The sequence below is a fragment of the Streptosporangium sp. NPDC000396 genome (assembly GCF_042898655.1).
In the GTDB taxonomy this organism is placed as follows: domain Bacteria; phylum Actinomycetota; class Actinomycetes; order Streptosporangiales; family Streptosporangiaceae; genus Streptosporangium.
In genome coordinates, this window is sequence record NZ_JBIAZA010000014.1 from 14,310 (window position 1) to 33,843 (window position 19,534).

The 19,534-nt window shown below is 69.4% G+C and carries 16 protein-coding genes and 1 riboswitch; of the genes, 15 read left to right on the forward strand and 1 reads right to left on the reverse strand.

Annotated features, from left to right (window positions below; genetic code table 11):
* Nucleotides 1-127 precede the first annotated feature (127 nt).
* Nucleotides 128-985 (reverse strand): formyltetrahydrofolate deformylase, encoded by an 858-nt coding sequence (gene purU, locus ACFY2X_RS22845; protein WP_389940788.1) that lies wholly within the window; start codon nt 983-985, stop codon nt 128-130.
* Between the two features lie 117 nt (nt 986-1,102).
* Between purU and ACFY2X_RS22850 the strand changes: the two genes are divergently transcribed.
* The 15 genes from ACFY2X_RS22850 to ACFY2X_RS22920 all read left to right on the forward strand — a co-directional run bounded on the left by ACFY2X_RS22850 (nt 1,103) and on the right by ACFY2X_RS22920 (nt 19,023).
* The gene (locus tag ACFY2X_RS22850; protein WP_389940790.1) at nt 1,103-1,906 is read left to right on the forward strand and encodes an IclR family transcriptional regulator; all 804 of its coding nucleotides are present in this window, start codon (nt 1,103-1,105) and stop codon (nt 1,904-1,906) included.
* A gap of 87 nt (nt 1,907-1,993) precedes the next feature.
* The gene (locus ACFY2X_RS22855) at nt 1,994-3,451 is read left to right on the forward strand and encodes an aldehyde dehydrogenase family protein (RefSeq protein WP_389940792.1); all 1,458 of its coding nucleotides are present in this window, start codon (nt 1,994-1,996) and stop codon (nt 3,449-3,451) included.
* Between the two features lie 42 nt (nt 3,452-3,493).
* Nucleotides 3,494-4,576, forward strand: coding sequence for a glycine betaine/L-proline ABC transporter ATP-binding protein (locus tag ACFY2X_RS22860; protein WP_389941219.1), 1,083 nt, complete (start codon nt 3,494-3,496; stop codon nt 4,574-4,576).
* A complete protein-coding gene (locus ACFY2X_RS22865; protein ID WP_389940794.1) occupies nt 4,573-6,570 on the forward strand; it encodes an ABC transporter permease in 1,998 nt (665 codons plus the stop codon). The genes ACFY2X_RS22860 and ACFY2X_RS22865 overlap by 4 nt, the downstream gene beginning before the upstream one ends.
* Before the next feature lie 85 nt (nt 6,571-6,655).
* Complete coding sequence (locus tag ACFY2X_RS22870) at nt 6,656-7,645, forward strand: ABC transporter substrate-binding protein (RefSeq protein ID WP_389940796.1); 990 nt, start codon at nt 6,656-6,658, stop codon at nt 7,643-7,645.
* Nucleotides 7,646-7,860: 215 nt separating this feature from the next.
* Nucleotides 7,861-10,287, forward strand: coding sequence for an FAD-dependent oxidoreductase (locus tag ACFY2X_RS22875; RefSeq protein ID WP_389940798.1), 2,427 nt, complete (start codon nt 7,861-7,863; stop codon nt 10,285-10,287).
* A 15-nt stretch (nt 10,288-10,302) separates the two neighbouring features.
* The gene (locus tag ACFY2X_RS22880; RefSeq protein WP_389940800.1) at nt 10,303-10,428 is read left to right on the forward strand and encodes a hypothetical protein; all 126 of its coding nucleotides are present in this window, start codon (nt 10,303-10,305) and stop codon (nt 10,426-10,428) included.
* Nucleotides 10,425-11,729, forward strand: a complete 1,305-nt coding sequence (gene glyA, locus ACFY2X_RS22885; protein ID WP_389940802.1) for a serine hydroxymethyltransferase — start codon at nt 10,425-10,427, stop codon at nt 11,727-11,729. Before ACFY2X_RS22880 ends, glyA begins: the two co-directional genes overlap by 4 nt.
* Nucleotides 11,726-12,949, forward strand: a complete 1,224-nt coding sequence (locus ACFY2X_RS22890) for a sarcosine oxidase subunit beta family protein (RefSeq protein WP_389940804.1) — start codon at nt 11,726-11,728, stop codon at nt 12,947-12,949. The genes glyA and ACFY2X_RS22890 overlap by 4 nt, the downstream gene beginning before the upstream one ends.
* Nucleotides 12,950-12,962: 13 nt before the next feature.
* Nucleotides 12,963-13,241 carry a sarcosine oxidase subunit delta gene (locus tag ACFY2X_RS22895; RefSeq protein WP_389940806.1) on the forward strand — a complete coding sequence of 93 codons (279 nt, stop codon included), beginning with the start codon at nt 12,963-12,965 and terminating at the stop codon, nt 13,239-13,241.
* Complete coding sequence (locus ACFY2X_RS22900) at nt 13,238-16,009, forward strand: 2Fe-2S iron-sulfur cluster-binding protein (RefSeq protein ID WP_389940808.1); 2,772 nt, start codon at nt 13,238-13,240, stop codon at nt 16,007-16,009. The genes ACFY2X_RS22895 and ACFY2X_RS22900 overlap by 4 nt, the downstream gene beginning before the upstream one ends.
* Nucleotides 16,002-16,571 (forward strand): sarcosine oxidase subunit gamma, encoded by a 570-nt coding sequence (locus ACFY2X_RS22905; protein ID WP_389940810.1) that lies wholly within the window; start codon nt 16,002-16,004, stop codon nt 16,569-16,571. The genes ACFY2X_RS22900 and ACFY2X_RS22905 overlap by 8 nt, the downstream gene beginning before the upstream one ends.
* Nucleotides 16,568-17,941: an L-serine ammonia-lyase gene (locus ACFY2X_RS22910; protein WP_389940812.1), complete on the forward strand. Its 1,374-nt coding sequence runs from the start codon at nt 16,568-16,570 to the stop codon at nt 17,939-17,941. The genes ACFY2X_RS22905 and ACFY2X_RS22910 overlap by 4 nt, the downstream gene beginning before the upstream one ends.
* A gap of 189 nt (nt 17,942-18,130) precedes the next feature.
* A riboswitch (cobalamin riboswitch) is annotated at nt 18,131-18,331 on the forward strand.
* A gap of 32 nt (nt 18,332-18,363) precedes the next feature.
* On the forward strand, nt 18,364-18,765 hold the full coding sequence (locus ACFY2X_RS22915; protein ID WP_389940813.1) for a nitroreductase family protein: 402 nt from the start codon (nt 18,364-18,366) through the stop codon (nt 18,763-18,765).
* A 36-nt stretch (nt 18,766-18,801) separates the two neighbouring features.
* The gene (locus ACFY2X_RS22920; RefSeq protein WP_389940814.1) at nt 18,802-19,023 is read left to right on the forward strand and encodes a hypothetical protein; all 222 of its coding nucleotides are present in this window, start codon (nt 18,802-18,804) and stop codon (nt 19,021-19,023) included.
* The last annotated feature ends 511 nt before the right edge of the window (nt 19,024-19,534 follow it).

The window sequence follows — 19,534 nt, forward strand, 5'->3', positions numbered from 1 at the left end:
CGGGAAGGGGAGTCCGTACGGGGCTTTGGCTCCCTGCCTGGATGGGAGGGAGGGGATGGGGGGTCCGCACGGGGGTCTGACCCCTCTCCCCGTACGGATGGGAGGGGGGTCCGTACGGGGAGAGGGGTCAGCGGAAGACGACGGTGCTGTTGCCGTTGAGGAGCACGCGCCGCTCGGTGTGCCACTTCACCGCTCGCGCCAGCACCTGCGCCTCCACGTCGCGGCCGATGGCGGCCAGGTCGGCGGGGGCGAGGGAGTGGTCGACGCGGGCCACGTCCTGCTCGATGATGGGTCCCTCGTCGAGGTCCGCCGTGACGTAGTGCGCGGTCGCGCCGATGAGCTTGACGCCTCGCTGGTGAGCCTGGTGGTAGGGCCTGGCCCCCTTGAACCCGGGCAGGAACGAGTGGTGGATGTTGATGGCCCGTCCCTCCAGCTTCTTGCACATGTCGTCGGAGAGGACCTGCATGTAGCGGGCGAGGACGACCAGGTCCACCTTGAGCTCGTCGACGAGTTCGAGGACGCGCTCCTCGGCCGCGGGCTTGGTCTCCGGCGTCACCGGAATGTGGTGGAACGGGATGTCGTAGGACGCCGCCAGCGACTCGAACTCGCGATGGTTGGAGACGATCGCGGGGATCTCGATGTTCAGTCCTCCGGTGAGCCTGCGGAAGAGAAGGTCGTTCATGCAGTGGCCGAACTTGGACACCATGATGAGGGTCCTCGTCGGGGTCGAGGCCTCTTCCAGCTGCCATGCCATCTGGAAGGACTGCGCCACCGGCTCGAATCCGTCTCGCAGCTCGTCGAGCCCCTTCTGCGGGTCCGCGACGTCGAAGTTCACGCGCATGAAGAACCGGTTCTGCAACCGGTCGTCGAACTGCTGGCTCTGCAGGATGTTTCCCGCCTGCTGGACGAGAAAGCTGCTGATCGCGTGCACGAGCCCAGGCTTGTCCTCGCAGGACACGGTGAGGATGAACTCGCGGTGGGACATGGAAGCTCCAGCGAGTGTGATTGCGCTATGCGCAACTTGGTGATTGATACGCAACAGAATGCCGCCCACTCGTGGTGCAGGTCAAGAGACGATGCGTAACCCGCTTAAAGTTGTGCCATGAGCAACGAAATGGAAAAGGATGGCGCGGCGGTGCAGTCCGTGGACCGGGCGCTGTCCGTCCTCAAGCTGCTCGCCCGGCACGGGGAGCTGGGGGTCAGCGAGATCGCCGCGCAGCTGGGAGTCCATCGGTCCACGGCCTTCCGGCTGATCATGACGGTGGAGATGCACGAGCTCGTCGAGCAGACCGCCGACCGGGGGAAGTACCGGCTGGGGGTGGGGATTCTCCGGCTCGCCGGTGCCACGACCGCCAGGCTCGACGTGGTGCGGGAGAGCCGGGCCATCGGTGAGAGGCTCGCGGCCTCGGTGGGCGAGACCGTCAACGTCGCGATTCTCGATCGCGACGAGGTCTTGTACGTCGACCAGATGGCGGGGCCCTCCGCCCTGCAGGCCCACAACTGGGCGGGCCGGCGCGTGGCGGTGCACGCCACGTCCAACGGGAAGGTGCTGCTCGCCCACGCCCCCGCGGAGCGTTTCGAGGAGCTGACGGCCAAGCCGCTGGGGATGTTCACGGAGCGGACCGTCACCGACCTCCGGCGGTTGAAGCGGGAGCTCGACGAGGTCAGGGAATGCGGATACGCCGTCGCCGCCGACGAACTGGAGATCGGTCTCACCGCCGTGGCGGCGCCCATCTCGAACGCCGAGGGCAGGGTCGTCGCCTCGATGAGCGTGTCCGGTCCGACCTTCCGGCTTCCCGCCGAACGCCTCCCGAGCGTGGCCCAGCAGGTGATGGAGGCTGCTGACCAGGTCTCCTCACGACTCGGTTGGCACGGTAATGAAAACGGAAGGGCCTTGACTGGGTGAACGTGCAGGGTCGATTCTGTTTCTCGTTAAGCATTCCGATGCGCCATACGCAACGGATCATGCGGTAACCGGAAGGACGGCCCGTTCGTGACTGATCTCTATCTTGGTGGAACTTGGAGGGATCCCGTCGCGCGCGGGTACCGTGAGATCCGCTCGCCCGCCGACGGCAGCCTCGTGGCGACGGTGTCGGAGGCGACCGCCGCGGACACCGAGATCGCGATCGCCGAGGCCCGCCGGGCGTTCGACGAGGGCCCCTGGCCGACGACCCCGGAGCGCGAGCGCGGAGCTCTGCTCCTGAGGGTGGCGGACCTCCTTGAGAGGGACAAGAAGAACGTCGCCAGGGCCGAGTCGCTCGACACCGGCAAGCGGCTCGTCGAGAGCGAGTACGACGTCGACGACGTGGTGGCGTGCCTGCGCTACTTCGGTGGAATCGCCGGCACCGAGGCCGGCCGCGTCATCGACACGGGCCGTGACGACGCCGTCAGCCGCGTCGTCTACGAGCCCGTCGGCGTGTGCGGTCTCATCACGCCGTGGAACTACCCGCTCCTGCAGACTTCCTGGAAGGTCGCCCCCGCGCTGCTCGCGGGGAACACCTTCGTCCTGAAGCCCAGCGAGCTCACGCCGTCCACCGCGATCATGTTCATGCGCCTGCTTGAGGAGGCCGGGCTTCCCCCGGGTGTCGGCAACCTCGTCCTGGGCGCGGGTGCCGAGGTCGGCGCGCCGCTGGCCGAGCACCCGGACGTGGACCTGGTGTCGTTCACCGGCGGCCTGACGACGGGCCGGCTCATCATGGCGTCGGCGGCGAAGACCGTGAAGAAGGTCGCGCTGGAACTCGGCGGTAAGAACCCCAACATCGTCTTCGCCGACGCCGACTTCGAGACCGCCGTCGACTTCGCGCTGACGGCCGTCTTCCTCCACTCCGGCCAGGTCTGCTCGGCAGGTGCCCGGCTGCTGGTGGAGGACTCCCTGCACGACGCCTTCGTCGACGAGGTCGTGCGCCGGGCCGAGCGCATCAGGCTCGGCGGGCCCTTCGACATCGACGCGGAGACCGGACCGCTCATCTCGGCCGCGCACCTGGCCAAGGTGGAGGAGTACGTCGCGGCCGGGATCGCCGAGGGTGCCGTGCTGCGCTGCGGCGGGCAGCGGCTCCCCGGGAACGGCTACTTCTACCCGCCGACCATCCTGGACGAGTGCCACCGGGATATGCGGGTGGTCCGCGAGGAGTCCTTCGGTCCCGTCCTCACCGTCGAACGTTTCAGCGGCGAGGACGAGGCGGTCCGCCTCGGCAACGACACCGACTACGGCCTGGCCGGAGCGGTGTGGACGCAGGACGCGAGCAAGGCCCAGCGGGTGGCCCAGCGCCTCCGGCACGGCACCGTCTGGATCAACGACTACCACCCCTACGTCCCCCAGGCGGAATGGGGCGGTTTCAAGCAGTCCGGCATCGGCCGCGAGCTGGGGCGGGCAGGCCTGGACGAATACCGCGAGATCAAGCATGTATGGCAGAACGTCCGCCCGCGCCCTCAGCGCTGGTTCAGCGGCTGACACGGATTTCCATCCCCGGACGACCATGAGGTGGTCATGACCATGACGTCACCGACCCAGCAGGCACAGCCGAGTGTCTCCGCACCGAGCGAGGACCGGGCCGTCCTCGATGTGCGCGGCCTGTGGAAGGTTTTCGGCCCGAGTTCCGACAAGATCGTCGGAACCTCGCTGGCGGGCCTGTCGCGCAGCGAGCTGAAGGAGAAGACGGGATGCGTCGCCGGCATCCGCGACGTCTCCTTCACCGTACGGCCTCAAGAGGTCTTCGTCGTCATGGGCCTGTCCGGATCGGGCAAGTCCACCCTCGTACGCTGCCTGACGCGGCTGATCGAGCCGACGGCGGGCGAGGTGCTGTTCGACGGCGAGGACATTCGCAAGGCCGGCGACAAGCAACTGCGCGAGCTGCGCCGGCGCCGCTTCGCCATGGTCTTCCAGCACTTCGGCCTGCTGCCGCACCGGCGGGTCCTGGACAACGTGGCCTACGGGCTGGAGATCCGGGGAGTGAAGAAGGAGGCCCGCTACGAGCGGGCGCGGGAGATGATCGAGCTCGTCGGGCTCTCCGGCTACGAGGGCTCCTACCCCGACCAGCTCTCCGGCGGCATGCAGCAGCGCGTCGGACTGGCCCGGGCGCTCGCCGTGGATCCCGAGGTGCTCTTCTTCGACGAGCCGTTCTCGGCGCTCGACCCGCTGATCCGGCGGGACATGCAGAACGAGGTCTGCCGCCTGCACCGCGAGGTCGGCAAGACGATGGTCTTCATCACGCACGACCTGAGCGAGGCCCTCAAGCTCGGTGACCGCATTCTCATCATGCGGGACGGCGAGCTGGTCCAGGTCGGCACGCCCGACGAGGTCGTCGGCGCCCCCGTCGACGACTACGTGCGGGAGTTCGTCCGGGACGTCCCCCGCTCCCACGTGCTCACGACCCGCTGGATCATGCGCCAGCCCCACCCGGGCGAGTCCCTGGAGGGGCCCGAGCTGGGACCCGACGTCGTCGTCCGCGACGCCGTCCACACGGTTCTCCGCGCGGCGCACCCCGTTAAGATCGTCTCCGACGGAGAGCTGCTGGGTGTCGTCACGAGCGAGGAGATCCTTGAGGTGATCGCGGAGTCTCCCGAGGAGCGGCCATGATGGCCACGCTGGCCGCGCTCTCCGGCGGCCTGAAGCGCCGGGCGCTCCCGCCGCGCCACTACCTGCTCGCCGCCGTCGTCGTGGCGTGGGTGCTCATCTGGCTGTTCGTCCGGGGCCGTGACACCCTCGCGCTCGGCGGCGCCGAGCTGACGCCGCTGCACACGCGGATCAACGAGGCCAGCGAGGTCATCGACAACGGCAGGAACGAAAACCCGCTGTTCCTCTACTTCATCAACTACATCCGGCTGTTCCTGGACGAGTCCGTCGGGTTCGTCCAGGCGCTGATCAGCCAGCCCTCCTTCGGCAGGCCGGTTCCGGTCATCGGCTGGCTCGGCGTGGTCGCCCTCACGACGGCGGTCGCGCTGCTGTACGGCAACCGCAAGGTCGCGCTGCTGACCGTGGTGGGCTTCGCCTCCTTCGGCCTGCTCGGCCTGTGGGAGGAGAGCATGGACACCCTCGCTCTCACCCTGGCCGCCGTCGTGCTCTCGCTGCTGATCGGCATCCCGCTGGGGGTCTGGGCGGGAGTGAGCGACCGGTTCAACCGGGTGGTCACGCCGGTGCTCGACTTCATGCAGACGATGCCGACGTTCGTCTACCTCGCGCCGCTCACCCTCTTCTTCCTCATCGGCCCGGCGAGCGCCACCGTGGCGACGATCATCTACGCGGTCCCGCCCGCGATCCGGATCACCGCTCACGGCATCCGCGAGGTACAGCCCTCGATCCTGGAGGCGAGCACGTCGCTGGGGTCGACCCCGTGGCAGTCGCTCAGCAAGGTACGGCTCCCGCTGGCCAAGCAGACCATCGTCGTCGGTGTCAACCAGACGATCATGGCCGCGCTGTCCATGGCCACCATCGCCGCGCTCATCGACGCCCCCGGGCTCGGCAAGACCGTGCTCAAGGCGCTGGAGACGCTCGACGTCGGCACGGCCTTCAACGCGGGCCTGGCCATCGTCATCATGGCGATCGTGCTCGACCGGGTGACCTCGGCGGCCGGCCGGCGTGTCGAGGTGGCCAACCGGGCGGGCCAGGCGCAGAGCCCGAACCGCCGCCGCATCGAGGTCGCCGCGGTCCTGGGGGTCGCCGGAGTGCTGGCCTACCTGTCCCACATCTACGTGTGGGCGGCGGAGTTCCCCAGCGAGGCGAACCTGGGCTCATACGTGCGCCGCGGTGCCGACTCGGCGAGCCAGTGGGTGCAGGACAGCCTGGTCACCTACACCGACGCCTTCAAGAACTTCATCACCCACACCCTGCTGAACCCGTTCGAGGCACTGCTGACGGGCTCGCCGTGGTGGCTCTTCGGCCTGGTCGTGATCGCGTTCGCCGCCATCCTGGCGAACGTCCGGGTCGTGCTCGTCTGCGCCGTCTCCATCGGCATCCTCGTCGGGCTCGGCCTGTGGCAGGACAGCATGGTGACGCTGGCCTCCACGCTTGTGGCCACCGTCCTGGTGATGATCCTGGGAGTGGTCCTGGGCGTCTGGATGGGGCGCAGCGAGCGCGTCGACCAGGTGCTGCGGCCGGTGCTGGACGCCGGGCAGACCATGCCCGCCTTCGTCTACCTGGTGCCGATCCTGGGCCTGTTCGGAGCGACCCGGTTCACCGCCATCATCGCGGCGGTCGTCTACGCGGCGCCGGTGGCGATCAAGCTCACGGCGGACGGCATCCGGGGAGTCTCCGCGAGCACGGTGGAGGCCGCGACGGCCGCGGGGTCGAACACCTGGCAGCTGATCTCCAAGGTGCAGCTGCCGATGGCACGCACCGCGGTGACCCTCGCCACGAGCCAGGGGCTCATCTACGTGCTCGCCATGGTCGTCGTGGGCGGCCTGGTAGGGGCCGGGGCGCTCGGGTACGACGTGGTGGCGGGCTTCTCCCAGCTCCAGCTTCGGGGCAAGGGACTCGCCGCCGGTGTGGCGATCGTCGTGCTCGGCATCATGCTTGAACGGATCACCAGGGCGGCGGCGCGGCGGGCCGACAACGCGGCCCACGGGGGGCACTGAACACAGGGGACAAGAGCTCCCGTCACGGTGGAACGGCGACGGGTGAACGGCTGCCGGCGGCGGCCTTGGAAACAGGAGGACCTCAGTGACAGTCAAAAGGATCGGACGGCCAGGAGCGATCGCGCTCATGGTCGCCACCGGCCTCCTCGTCTCCGCGTGTGGTGGGGCGAAGGTCGGCGAGAGCACGTCCACGTCGGACAAGACCGGCGCGGAGGGCAAGAAGGCATGCGGTTCGGTGAACATCGCCATCAACCCGTGGGTCGGATATGAGGCCAACGCCGCGGTGATCGCATATGTGGCCGAGAAGGAACTCGGCTGTAAGGTCACCAAGAAGGACCTCAAGGAAGAGGTGGCCTGGCAGGGGTTCGCCACGGGCCAGGTGGACGCGGTCGTGGAGAACTGGTCCCACGAGGACCTGAAGAAGAAATACATCGAGGACCAGAAGGTCGCGGTCTCCGCGGGCCCGACGGGCAACAAGGGCGTCATCGGCTGGTACGTGCCGCCGTGGATGGCCGAGAAGTATCCCGACATCACCGACTGGAACAGCCTCAACAAGTACGCGGACCTGTTCAAGACCTCCGAGTCGGGGGGCAAGGGGCAGCTGCTTGACGGTGACCCGTCGTTCGTCACCAACGACGCGGCCCTGGTGAAGAACCTGAACCTGAACTACAAGGTCGTCTACGCGGGCAGCGAGGCGGCGCTCATCACCGCCTTCAGGCAGGCCGAGAAGCAGAAGACGCCCATGCTGGGCTACTTCTACGAGCCGCAGTGGTTCATGTCCGAGGTGAAGCTGGTCAAGGTCAACCTGCCGAAGTACACCGAGGGCTGTGACGCCGACGCCGCGAAGGTGGCCTGCGATTACCCGCTCTACGAGCTCGACAAGATCGTGAGCAAGAAGTTCGCCGACTCGGGCAGCCCGGCGTACACGCTGATCAAGAACTTCACGTGGACCAACGACGACCAGAACCTCGTGGCGAAGTACATCTCCGAGGACAAGATGACGGCCGAGGACGCCGCGGAGAAGTGGGCCAAGGAGAACCCCGACAAGGTGAAGGCCTGGCTTTCCGCGACCTGAGCCGGCGGTGGCCCCGCCGCAGACCGGCACCCTTCCGCATCGGGCACGGCATGGACGGTTACGACGTCCATGCCGTGCCCTATGTCGTTTTGAGTGTGCCTTCTGTACGGCTGGCCGATTTAACACGTTTTCATCCTTGACAGCACACCCTGGGGGAGGAGAATCTGTTGCGAGAAGCGCACTAAGTTTCGGACTGCGCAACGACGGAGGTGTGTATGGCAGGCCAGCGCGTCGTCATCATCGGAGCCGGAGTCGTCGGGGCGGCCCTTGCCGACGAGCTCTCAGCGAGGGGTTGGGACGACATCACCGTCGTCGACCAAGGCGCTGTGCCGGCCACGGGCGGATCCACATCCCATGCCCCCGGCCTGGTCTTCCAGACGAACTCGTCCAAGACCATGACCGAGATGGCCCGCTACACCGTCGAGAAGTTCATGGCGCTCGACGCCTTCTTCCAGGTGGGCGGCCTTGAGGTGGCCACCACCCCGGAGCGGCTCACGGAGCTGCACCGCCGCCACGGCTGGGCCACCGCCTGGGGCATCGAGGCCCACCTGCTCACGCCCGAGGAGTGCGTGGAGCGCCACGGCCTGCTCAGCCCCGACCGGATCCTGGGCGGCCTCTTCGTGCCGACCGACGGCCTGGCCAAGGCCGTGCGCGCGGTCGAGGCCCAGCTCCGGCTCGCCCAGGAGCGGGGCGTGCGGGTGCTGGAGCGGCACGAGGTGCTGGACATCCGCGTCGAGGACGACCGGGTCACCGCCGTCGTCACCGACCAGGGCGAGATCCCGGCGGACCTCGTGGTGTGCTGCGCGGGCATCTGGGGCCCGAAGGTCGCGGGCATGGTGGGGATGCCCCTCCCGCTGACCCCGCTGGCCCACCAGCTCGCCTGGACCGGCTCCATCCCCGCGCTGAACGGCCAGAGCGAGGAGGTCATCCGGCCGATCCTGCGCCACCAGGACGCCGACCTGTACTACCGCGACCGGTTCGACCAGCTGGGCATCGGCTACTACGGCCACCGCCCGATGCCGATCCGCGCGGAGGACATCCTCTCGATCGAGGCGGCGGAGGTGATGCCCTCGGTGATGTCGTTCACCGAGGACGACTTCGCCCCGGCGTGGACCGAGACCCAGTCGCTGCTGCCCTCGACGCAGGAATCCAAGATCGAAGAGGGCATCAACGGCCTGTTCTCCTTCACCACCGACAACCTTCCGCTGATGGGCGAGTCGCCCCAGGTGAAGGGCTTCTGGGTGGCCGAGGCCGTGTGGGTGACGCACTCGGCGGGCGTGGCCCGGGCCATGGCCGAATGGCTGGTCGACGGCTACTGCTCGTCCTTCGACCTGCACGAGTGCGACGTCAACCGGTTCGAGCCCCACCAGATCGCGCCCGAGTACGTCCTGACCCGCGACTGCCAGAACTTCGTCGAGGTCTACGACATCATCCACCCGCTGCAGCCGCCGGAGAACCTGCGCCCGCTGCGCACCAGCCCGTTCCACGCGCGGCAGCGGCAGCTCGACGCCTTCTTCCTGGAGGCCAACGGCTGGGAGCGCCCCCAGTGGTACGGCGCCAACGCCTCCCTGCTCGAAGGACGGGACATCCCCCAGCCGAACGACTGGGCCTCCCGCTACTGGTCGCCGATCGTCGCCGCGGAGGCCCAGGCCTCCCGGGAGACCGTCGCGATGTACGACATGACCGCGCTCAAGCGGATCGAGGTCAGCGGCCCCGGAGCCGCCGCCTTCCTGCAGCGGATCTCGACCGGTGACGTCGACAAGTCCGTCGGCTCGGTGACCTACTGCCTGCTGCTGAACGAGGACGGCGGCATCCGCAGCGACATCACCGTCGCCAGGATCGACCGGGACCTGTTCCAGGTCGGCGCCAACGGCAACCTCGATCTCGATTGGTTCCACCGCCACCTCCCGTCCGACGGATCCGTCACGATCAGGGACATCACGAGCGGGACCTGCTGCATCGGGATCTGGGGTCCCCGCGTCCGCGACGTCGTCGCCCCGCTGGCGGGCCCCGACTTCGCCGAGGGCGGTTTCCGCTACTTCCGGGGGAAGCGCGGCTACATCGGCACGGTGCCCGTCACCGCGCTGCGGCTGTCCTACGTCGGCGAGCTGGGCTGGGAGCTCTACACGACCGCCGACATGGGCGCCAAGCTGTGGGACACCCTCTGGGAGGCGGGACAGGCCCACGGGCTCGTCGCCGGTGGCCGCGGCGCCTTCAACAGCCTGCGGCTGGAGAAGGGCTACCGCTCCTTCGGCACCGACATGACCTACGAGCACGACCCCTACGAGGCGGGTCTCGGCTTCGCCGTACGGAAGGACGGCAAGGGCGACTTCATCGGCCGTGCGGCCCTGGAGGAGCGCCGCGCCAAGGTCGGGCGCCGCCTGACCTGCCTGACGATCGACGACCCCGCCGCCGTCGTCATGGGCAAGGAGCCCGTCTACGACGGCGACCGCTGCGTCGGATACGTCACCAGCGCCGCCTACGGTTACACGATCGGCAAGGGCATCGCCTACGCCTGGCTGCCGGCCGAGCTGTCCGTTCCCGGGCAGACGGTTCACATCGGCTACTTCGACCAGCGGGTCACCGCCGTCGTCGCCGAGGAGCCGCTCTACGACCCGGCCATGGAACGCCTGCGCGGCTAGGCGGAGGAAAGACCCATGACCGCACCATCCCTGACCGCCCCGTCCAGGACGGCACGGGCCCGTGGCGGCGCGAGGAGCGCCGTCACCCGCGCCGTCCCGCTCACCACCCTTGCCGAGACCGCAGAACGAGGTTCTCAATGAACACACCCGAATCGCTGATGGATGTGTCGCTCGCGGAGACCGACCCGGAGATCGCGGCGGCGATCGGCGCCGAGCTGCACCGCCAGCAGTCCACGCTGGAAATGATCGCATCGGAGAACTTCGCCCCGGTGTCGGTCATGTTCGCCCAGGGGTCGGTGCTCACGAACAAGTACGCCGAGGGATACCCGGGCAAGCGCTACTACGGCGGCTGCGAGCACGTCGACATCGTGGAGAGCCTGGCCATCGAACGGGTGAAGGCCCTGTTCGGCGCCGAGGCCGCCAACGTGCAGCCCCACTCCGGGGCGCAGGCCAACGCGGCGGCCATGGCCGCGCTGCTGGAGCCCGGAGACACCATCCTGGGCCTGGACCTGGCGCACGGCGGCCACCTCACCCACGGCATGCGCATCAACTTCTCCGGCCGGCTGTACAAGGTCGTCGCCTACCACGTGCGGGAGAGCGACAACCTCGTCGACATGGAGGAGGTCGAGAGGCTCGCCAGGGAGCACCGGCCGAAGCTGATCATCGCGGGCTGGTCGGCCTACCCGCGCCAGCTCGACTTCGCCGCCTTCCGGCGGATCGCCGACGAGGTCGGCGCCTACCTCATGGTGGACATGGCGCACTTCGCCGGTCTGGTGGCGGCCGGGCTGCACCCGTCCCCGGTGCCGCACGCCCACGTGGTGACGACCACGACGCACAAGACCCTCGGCGGGCCGCGAGGCGGGGTGATCCTGTCCACGGAGGACCTCGCCAAGAAGATCAACTCGTCGGTGTTCCCGGGCCAGCAGGGCGGGCCGCTCGAACACGTCATCGCGGCGAAGGCGGTGGCCTTCAAGATCGCCGCAGGGGAGTGGTTCCGGGACCGCCAGCGGCGCACCCTCGAAGGGGCGCGGATCCTGTCGGACCGGCTGCTGCGGCCGGACACCGCGGCGTCCGGCATCCGGGTGCTCTCCGGCGGTACGGACGTCCACCTCGTCCTGGTCGACCTGCGCGAGTCCGAGCTGAACGGCAAGGAGGCCGAGGACCGGCTGCACACCGTCGGCATCACCGTGAACCGCAATGCCATCCCCTTCGACCCCAGGCCGCCGATGGTCACCTCGGGCCTGCGGATCGGCACCCCGGCCCTCGCGGCACGCGGGTTCCAGGCGCCGGACTTCGAGGAGGTCGCGGACATCATCGCGGCGACCCTGAGCGGCGGCGGTGACGACACCGAACTGGCCCACCTGCGCGGACGGGTGGAGGCGCTGGCCGCCAAGCACCCGCTCTACCCCGGCATCGACAAGACCGAGGAGGGGGCACGATGAGTGTCGGCGACGACCTGCCCGACCACCCCGACTGGCTGTGGAGCAGCCCCGAGCCGAAGAGCTCCTACGACGTGGTGATCGTCGGCGGTGGCGGCCACGGCCTGGCCACGGCCTACTACCTGGCCAAGAACCACGGGATCACCAACGTGGCCGTGCTGGAGAAGGGCTGGCTGGCGGGCGGCAACATGGCCCGCAACACCACGATCATCCGCTCCAACTATCTGTGGGATGAGAGCGCGGGCATCTACGAGCACGCGCTGAAGCTGTGGGAGGGGCTTGAGGAGGACCTCGGCTACCCGATCCTGTTCAGCCAGCGCGGCGTGCTCAACCTCGCCCACAGCCTGCAGGACGTCCGCGACAGCGTGCGCCGCGTCCACGCCAACCGGCTCAACGGCGTCGACGCCGAATGGCTCGACCCCGAGCAGGTCAAAGAGGTCTGCCCGATCGTCAACATCTCGCCCGACGTGCGCTACCCGGTGCTGGGCGCGACCTACCAGCCGCGGGCCGGCATCGCCAAGCACGACTACGTCGCCTGGGGATTCGCCCGGGCCGCCGCGGAGCTGGGCGTCGACCTGATCGAGCACTGCGAGGTCACCGGGATCGAGGTCGCCGACGGGCGGGTGCAGGCCGTACAGACCACCAGGGGCCGCATCGCGGCGGGCAAGGTCGCGATGTGCGCGGCCGGCCACTCCTCGGTCGTGGCCCAGATGGCCGGAGTAGAGCTCCCGGTGCAGAGTCACCCCCTCCAGGCGCTGGTCTCCGAGCTGCTGGAGCCCGTGCACCCGACGGTGGTCATGTCCAACGCCGTGCACGTCTACGTCAGCCAGGCCCACAAGGGCGAGCTGGTCATGGGCGCGGGAATCGACGCCTACAACTCCTACCGGCAGCGCGGCGCGTTCAACATCATCGAACGGCAGATGGCGTCGGCGCTGGAGCTGTTCCCGATCTTCGCCCGCGCGCACGTGCTGCGGACCTGGGGAGGAGTGGTGGACGTCAGCCCCGACGCCTCGCCGATCGTCGGGCTCACCCCGGTGGACGAGCTGTACGTCAACTGCGGCTGGGGCACCGGCGGCTTCAAGGCCACGCCGGGAGTCGGGTGGTGCTACGCGCACACGATCGCCCACGGCGAGCCGCACCCGCTCAACGCCCCCTTCTCCCTCGAACGATTCACCACCGGCGCGCTCGTGGACGAGCACGGCGCCGCCGCGGTCGCCCACTGAAGGAGCCCGACAGATGCTGCTGATTCCCTGTCCGTGGTGTGGGCCACGCGACGAGGCCGAGTTCCATTACGGCGGGCAGGCTCACGTCGCCTATCCCGACAACCCCGCCGCCCTCTCCGACGACGAGTGGGCCCGGTACCTGTTCTTCCGTGACAACCCCAAGGGGCCCTTCGCCGAGCGGTGGAACCACGGCGCCGGTTGCCGCCGCTGGTTCAACGTGGTCCGGGACACCAACACCAACGAGATCCACGCGGTCTACCGCGCGGGCGAGCCAAGGCCGGTGAGCGCATGAACTCGCAGCCGTTCCGCCGGGACGGGCACCAGGGTGAGGTGCTGCGGTTCCGCTTCGACAACCGGGACTACGAGGGATACCAGGGCGACACGCTCGCCGCCGCGCTGCTCGCCAACGGCGTGCGCACGGTGGCGACGAGCATCAAGCTGGGCCGCCCCCGTGGCGTCTTCGCCTCGTGGACCGAGGAGCCCAACGCGCTCGTCCAGATCGAGCACCCCTTCCCCGAGCCGATGCTCCAGGCCACCACGGTCGAGCTGTACGACGGCCTGGTGGCCAGGGGCCTGCCGGGCAAGGGACGGCTGAGCGACCAGCCCGACCCGGCGCGCTACGACGGCGTGTACGCCCACTGCGACGTCCTGGTCGTCGGGGCCGGGCCCGCCGGGCTCTGCGCCGCCCTGGCCGCCGCGGACTCGGGCGCCCGGGTGATCCTCGCCGACGACCGGCCCACGGTCGGCGGCAGCCTGCCGGACACCGCCGAGACGGTCGACGGCGTCCCCGGCACCGAGTGGGCGGCCGCCGCGCTGGCCGAGCTGGAGGGCCACCCCGAGGTGCGGGTGCTCACGCGCACCAGCGTGTTCGGCTACTACGACGACAACTACCTGGTCGCGGTGGAGCGCCGGGAGGCGCAGGCGAGCTCCCGCGAGCGCGTCTGGCGCATCCGGGCCCGCCGTGTCGTGCTGGCCACCGGCGCTCACGAGCGGCCGATCGCCTTCGCCGACAACGACCGGCCGGGCGTCATGCTCGCCGGGGCCGCGCGCGCCTACGTCAACCGGTACGGGGTCCTGCCGGGCCGCCGAGCCGTGGTGTTCACCACCAACGACAGCGCCTACGCCGCGGCCCGCGACTTGGCCGCCGCGGGCGTCGAGATCGCGGCGATCGTCGACGTACGGCCGGGCGGCGGCGGACAGGCATGGGACGGCGCCGAGGTGCTCACCGGGCGCCACGTCACCGGAGTGAACGGGCAGGACGCGGTCACCTCGGTGACCGTCTCCGGAGGCCTCGAGATCGACGCGGACCTGCTGCTCGTTTCGGGCGGCTGGAACCCTGTGGTCCACCTGTTCAGTCAGGCTGGAGGACAGCTTCGCCACGATGAGGAGCTCGGTTCGTTCGTCCCCGGAGACGTCCGCCAGGCGGTGGAGGCCGTGGGGGCCGCGCGAGGGGTGTTCACCCTGGCCGGCTGCCTCGAGAACGGAACCGCGGCCGGAGCGCGGGCGGCGGAGTCGACCGGATTCCGCCTCGACCGCCGCAGGCCGGTTCCCCACGCCGAAGAGGTTCCGGCGGCCCCGGGGGAGCACGTGTGGCTCGTGCCGGCGGAGGACTACCGGAGCCACTTCGTCGACCAGCAGCGGGACGTGACCGTCGCCGACGTCATGCGCGCGACCGGGGCCGGGCTCCGGTCGGTCGAGCACGTCAAGCGCTACACCACCGCCGGGACCGCCCACGACCAGGGCAAGACCTCGGGAGTGCTGACCAGCGGAGTCGTCGCCCACGCCCTCGGCGTCGACCTCGCGGAGCTGGGCACCACCACCTTCCGCGCGCCGTACGTGCCGATCAGCTTCGCCACCCTCGCCGGGCGTGACAGGGGCGCGCTGCACGACCCCGTCCGGATCACCTCGCTGCACGAGTCGCACGTGGCGTCCGGTGCGCCGTTCGAGAACGTCGGGCAGTGGAAGCGGCCCTGGTACTTCCCCCTCGAGGGCGAGGACATGGAGACCGCCGTCCTGCGGGAGTGCCGGGCCGTGCGCGAGGGCACGGGGGCGATGGACGCCTCCACACTGGGCAAGATCGATGTTCAGGGGCCGGACGCCGGTGAGCTGCTGGACCGGCTCTACACCAACATGATGAGCACGCTCAAGGTAGGCGCGATCCGCTACGGCGTGATGTGCCGGCCCGACGGAATGGTCTTCGACGACGGAACGGTGATCCGCCTGGCGGAGGACCGGTTCCTGGTCACCACGACCACGGGCAACGCCGCCACCGTCCTGGACTGGCTGGAGGAGTGGCTGCAGACCGAGTGGCCCTCCCTGAGGGTCTACTGCACCTCCGTCACCGAGCAGTGGTCGACCGTGGCGCTCGCCGGACCCGGCTCCCGGGACGTGCTGGCCGGGCTCGCCCCGGACCTGGCCGTGGACAACGACAGCTTCCCGTTCATGACCTGGCGGGACGCCCGGGTGGCGGGCATCGAGGCGCGGGTCTGCCGGATCAGCTTCTCGGGAGAGCTGGCCTACGAGATCAACGTCAGCTCCTGGGACGGGCTCGCGCTGTGGGAGGCCATCCAGGCGACCGGCGTGGTCACACCGTACGGAACCGAGACCATGCACGTGCTGCGGGCCGAGAAGGGTTACCCGATCGTCGGCCAGGACACCGACGGCACCGTCACCCCCGCCGACCTGGGCATGGACTGGGTGGTGTCCAAGAAGAAGGCCGACTTCGTCGGCAAGCGGTCCTACAGCCGCGCCGACGCCGTCAGGCCCGACCGCAAGCACCTGGTCGGCCTGCTGCCGGTCGACCCGGAGCGGCTGCTGCCCGAAGGCGCCCAGCTGGTGGAGACGGACCGGCTGCCCGAGCCGCCGGTTCCGATGCTCGGCCACGTCACTTCCAGCTACCGCAGCGCGGCGCTCGGCCGCACCTTCGCCCTCGCCCTCGTCAAGGGCGGGCGCGAGCGCGTCGGCGAGCAGCTCTACGTGCCCGACGGGGCCGACCTGGTCCCCGTCACCGTCACCCATCACGTCCTCTACGACCCCGAGGGAGCGCGCCGCGATGGCTGAGAGACTGAGCCCGCTGACCCGGTTCACACCGGTGTCGAGCGACGACCTCCGCATCGCGGAGGTGCCGTTCCTCGCGCAGGTCAACCTGCGGGTGGACGCCAAGGGCCGGGCCGCCGGAGACATCGGGCTGGCCCTCGGCGCGCCGCTGCCCACGGAGCCCGGCACGTGCGTGAGCACGGACGTCGACGTCCTGTGGCTCGGCCCCGACGAATGGCTGGTCATCGGTGAGGCCGGCACGGAGCGGGCGCTGGAGGCCCGGCTGCGGGAGGCGGCCGGGACCGAGCACGTCGCGGTCACCGACGTCTCGGCGCAGCGTACGGCGCTGCTCGTGGCCGGGCCCAGGGCCCGGGACCTGCTGGCCCACGGCTGCGCCCTCGACCTGCACCCCCGGCAGTTCGGTCCGGGCCGGAGCGCTCAGACCATGCTGGCCCGCGCCCAGGTCGTCCTCGTCGCCCGCGACGGTGACGAGTTCCTGGTGCTCGTGCGCTCGTCGTTCGCCGGATACCTGGCCGAGTGGCTGGCCGACGCCGCCGCCGAATATGTCTCCGGGCAGCAGGGATGACCATCAGCGTCTTCGACCTGTTCAAGGTCGGCATCGGCCCGTCCAGTTCGCACACTGTCGGGCCGATGCGTGCCGCGAAGACCTTCGTCGAAGGCCTGGCACACGACGGCCTGCTCGAACAGACCGCCGAGGTCCGGGTGCAGCTGTTCGGCTCGCTCGGCGCGACGGGCCACGGGCACGGCAGCCCGAAGGCGGTCCTGCTCGGGCTGGAGGGAGAGGCGCCCGAGACGGTCGACACCGACGGCATCGACGAGACGCTGCGGCGGATCCGCGAGACCGGGACCGTCCGGCTGCTGGGAAAGCACGAGATCGGCTTCGTCGAGGACGATCACCTCGTCATGCACCGGAGGCAGCGGCTTCCGTACCACTCCAACGGGATGCTCTTCGCCGCCTACGACTCGACCGGCGGAGTGACGCGCGAACGCACGTACTACTCGGTGGGCGGCGGGTTCGTGGTCGACGAGTCGGCGACCGGGGCCGACCGGATCGTGGCCGACACCACCGCGGTGAGATACCCCTTCAGCACGGGTGCCGAGCTGCTCGCCCACGCCAGGGCCACCGGCCTGCCGATCAGCTCGATCATGCTGGAGAACGAGAAGGCCTGGCACAGCGAGCAGGAGATCCGTGACCGGCTGCTCGACATCTGGCGGGTGATGCGCCAGTGCATCGAGCGCGGCTCGACCCGTGAGGGCACGCTGCCCGGCGGTCTGAAGGTGCGCCGCCGGGCCGCCGCGCTGCGCAAGGCACTGGAGAGCCGCCCCGACTCCGCCGACCCGCTGCGCGCCATCGAGTGGGTCACGCTGTCCGCCCTGGCGGTCAACGAGGAGAACGCGGTCGGCGGCCGGGTCGTCACGGCCCCGACCAACGGGGCCGCGGGCATCATCCCGGCCGTGCTGAGCTACTACACCCGGTTCGTGCCTGACGCCGACGACGACGGCGTGGTGCGGTTCCTGCTGACCGCCGGGGCGGTCGGCGTGCTGTTCAAGGAGAACGCCTCCATCTCCGGCGCCGAGGTCGGCTGCCAGGGAGAGGTCGGATCCGCGTGCTCCATGGCGGCGGGAGGCCTCGCGGAGGTCATCGGAGGCACCCCGGAACAGGTGGAGAACGCCGCCGAGATCGGCATGGAGCACAACCTCGGCCTGACCTGCGACCCCGTGGGCGGCCTGGTGCAGATTCCGTGCATCGAGCGCAACGCGCTCGCGTCGGTGAAGGCCATCACCGCCGCGCGCATGGCCCTCCACGGGGACGGCGAACACCACGTGTCCCTGGACCAGGTCATCAAGACGATGCGCGAGACCGGCGCGGACATGAAGGTCAAATACAAGGAGACCGCCCGCGGAGGACTCGCGGTCAACGTCATCGAGTGCTGACGGCACTCGGCGGGATCTCCGCCGCGATCCCTGGCGACCGGGTGGAGGAGGGCGGCGTCCGGCACGGGCCATGAGGCCGGGCGCCCGCTTTCACCCTGCCCTTCGCCTTGTCTTTCACCCTTGCCTCCCACCTTGCTTTCACTCCGCGGTCCGCCCGAGTTCGGCGATGACGGATCCGCTAACGTACCGGGTGGCGAACTGTTGCAAGGTGCCTCGCGTCGGTGAGGAGAATCGGGAAGCCGGTGTGATTCCGGCACGGGCCCGCCGCGGTGACCGGGGAGCAGCCACCCACGCGCGCATGCGCAGCCACTGGCCCGCGAGGGCTGGGAAGGCGGGTGGCCGAGCGTCGATCCGGGAGTCCGAAGACCGGCCTTGCGCTCACAGCCCCCGAGAAGGGGCGCGACCGCAGCGGGAGCCTGCCCATGGACAGCCAGCTTTACGACGTCATCCACCGCCGCCGTGACGTGCGCGCGGAGTTCACCGGTGAGCCCATCCCCGACGAGGTCCTGCACCGGATCCTGTCGGCGGCCCACGCCGCGCCCAGCGTCGGGCTCTCCCAGCCGTGGGACTTCGTCGTGGTGCGTGACGCCGCCGTCCGCGAGGCGTTTCACGAACACGTCCGGCACGAACGCGCGGTCTTCGCCGCGACCCTTGACGCCGCCGCACGGCGGTTCGCCCGGATCAAGATCGACGGGGTGCTGGAGTCCACACTTTCGATCGTGGTCACCTATGACCCGGACCGTGGCGGCCCCGCCGTTCTCGGCCGCCACGCCATCGCCGACGCGGGCCTGTACTCCGTGTGCCTGGCCATCCAGAACCTCTGACTGGCCGCCACCGCCGAGCGGCTCGGTGTCGGCTGGGTGTCGTTCTACCGCGAGCCGTTCCTGAACGACCTCCTCTCCATCCCCGCCACGATCCGCCCCGTCGCCTGGTTGTGCCTCGGGCCGGTGACCCACCTTGAGGCCGTCCCCGACCTCGAACGGCACGGCTGGCGAAATCGGCGCCCGCTCCAGGAGGCGGTCCACCACGACCGCTGGAGTCCCGGCCCCTGCGTCCACCCTCGCCCCGATCACCAGATGTGATCTCCGTACGGTGACCGTTCCCGGCAGGTGATCGGTGATTGGGGCGTTTCCGTCCGTGACGCCGTGGAATATCACACTGAGGGGGACAGGTGCGTAAAGTCCCGGCAGAAATGCTCTCATTGCAGCGTATATCCCGCCCTTTTGTTGCGGTTTTTGGGATGATTTTTGTGTTTGTAATATTGATATAAGAAAACGGGATGGATGTAGCAAAACACCAGGTCAAACGGCATGTGTGCAGGTTTGCCTTATGCGGTTGTGGCCAATTTGGTGTGGGTATAGTGCGTTTTGTCGCTTGCAAAATGGTGTGCGCACCACCAGCGCTGAAAGGGAACTACATGACGACAACCACAGAGCGTCCTACAACTGCCGAGGCCCCCGAGCGCGAGAGCTTCTTCGAGCACCCGCTTCTGCTCGCGGCGCTCATGCGCCGTCGTGAGGAGGGTGGTGAGAGCTTCTTCGAGCACCCGCTTCTGCTCGCGGCGCTCATGCGCCGTCGTGAGGAGGGTGGTGA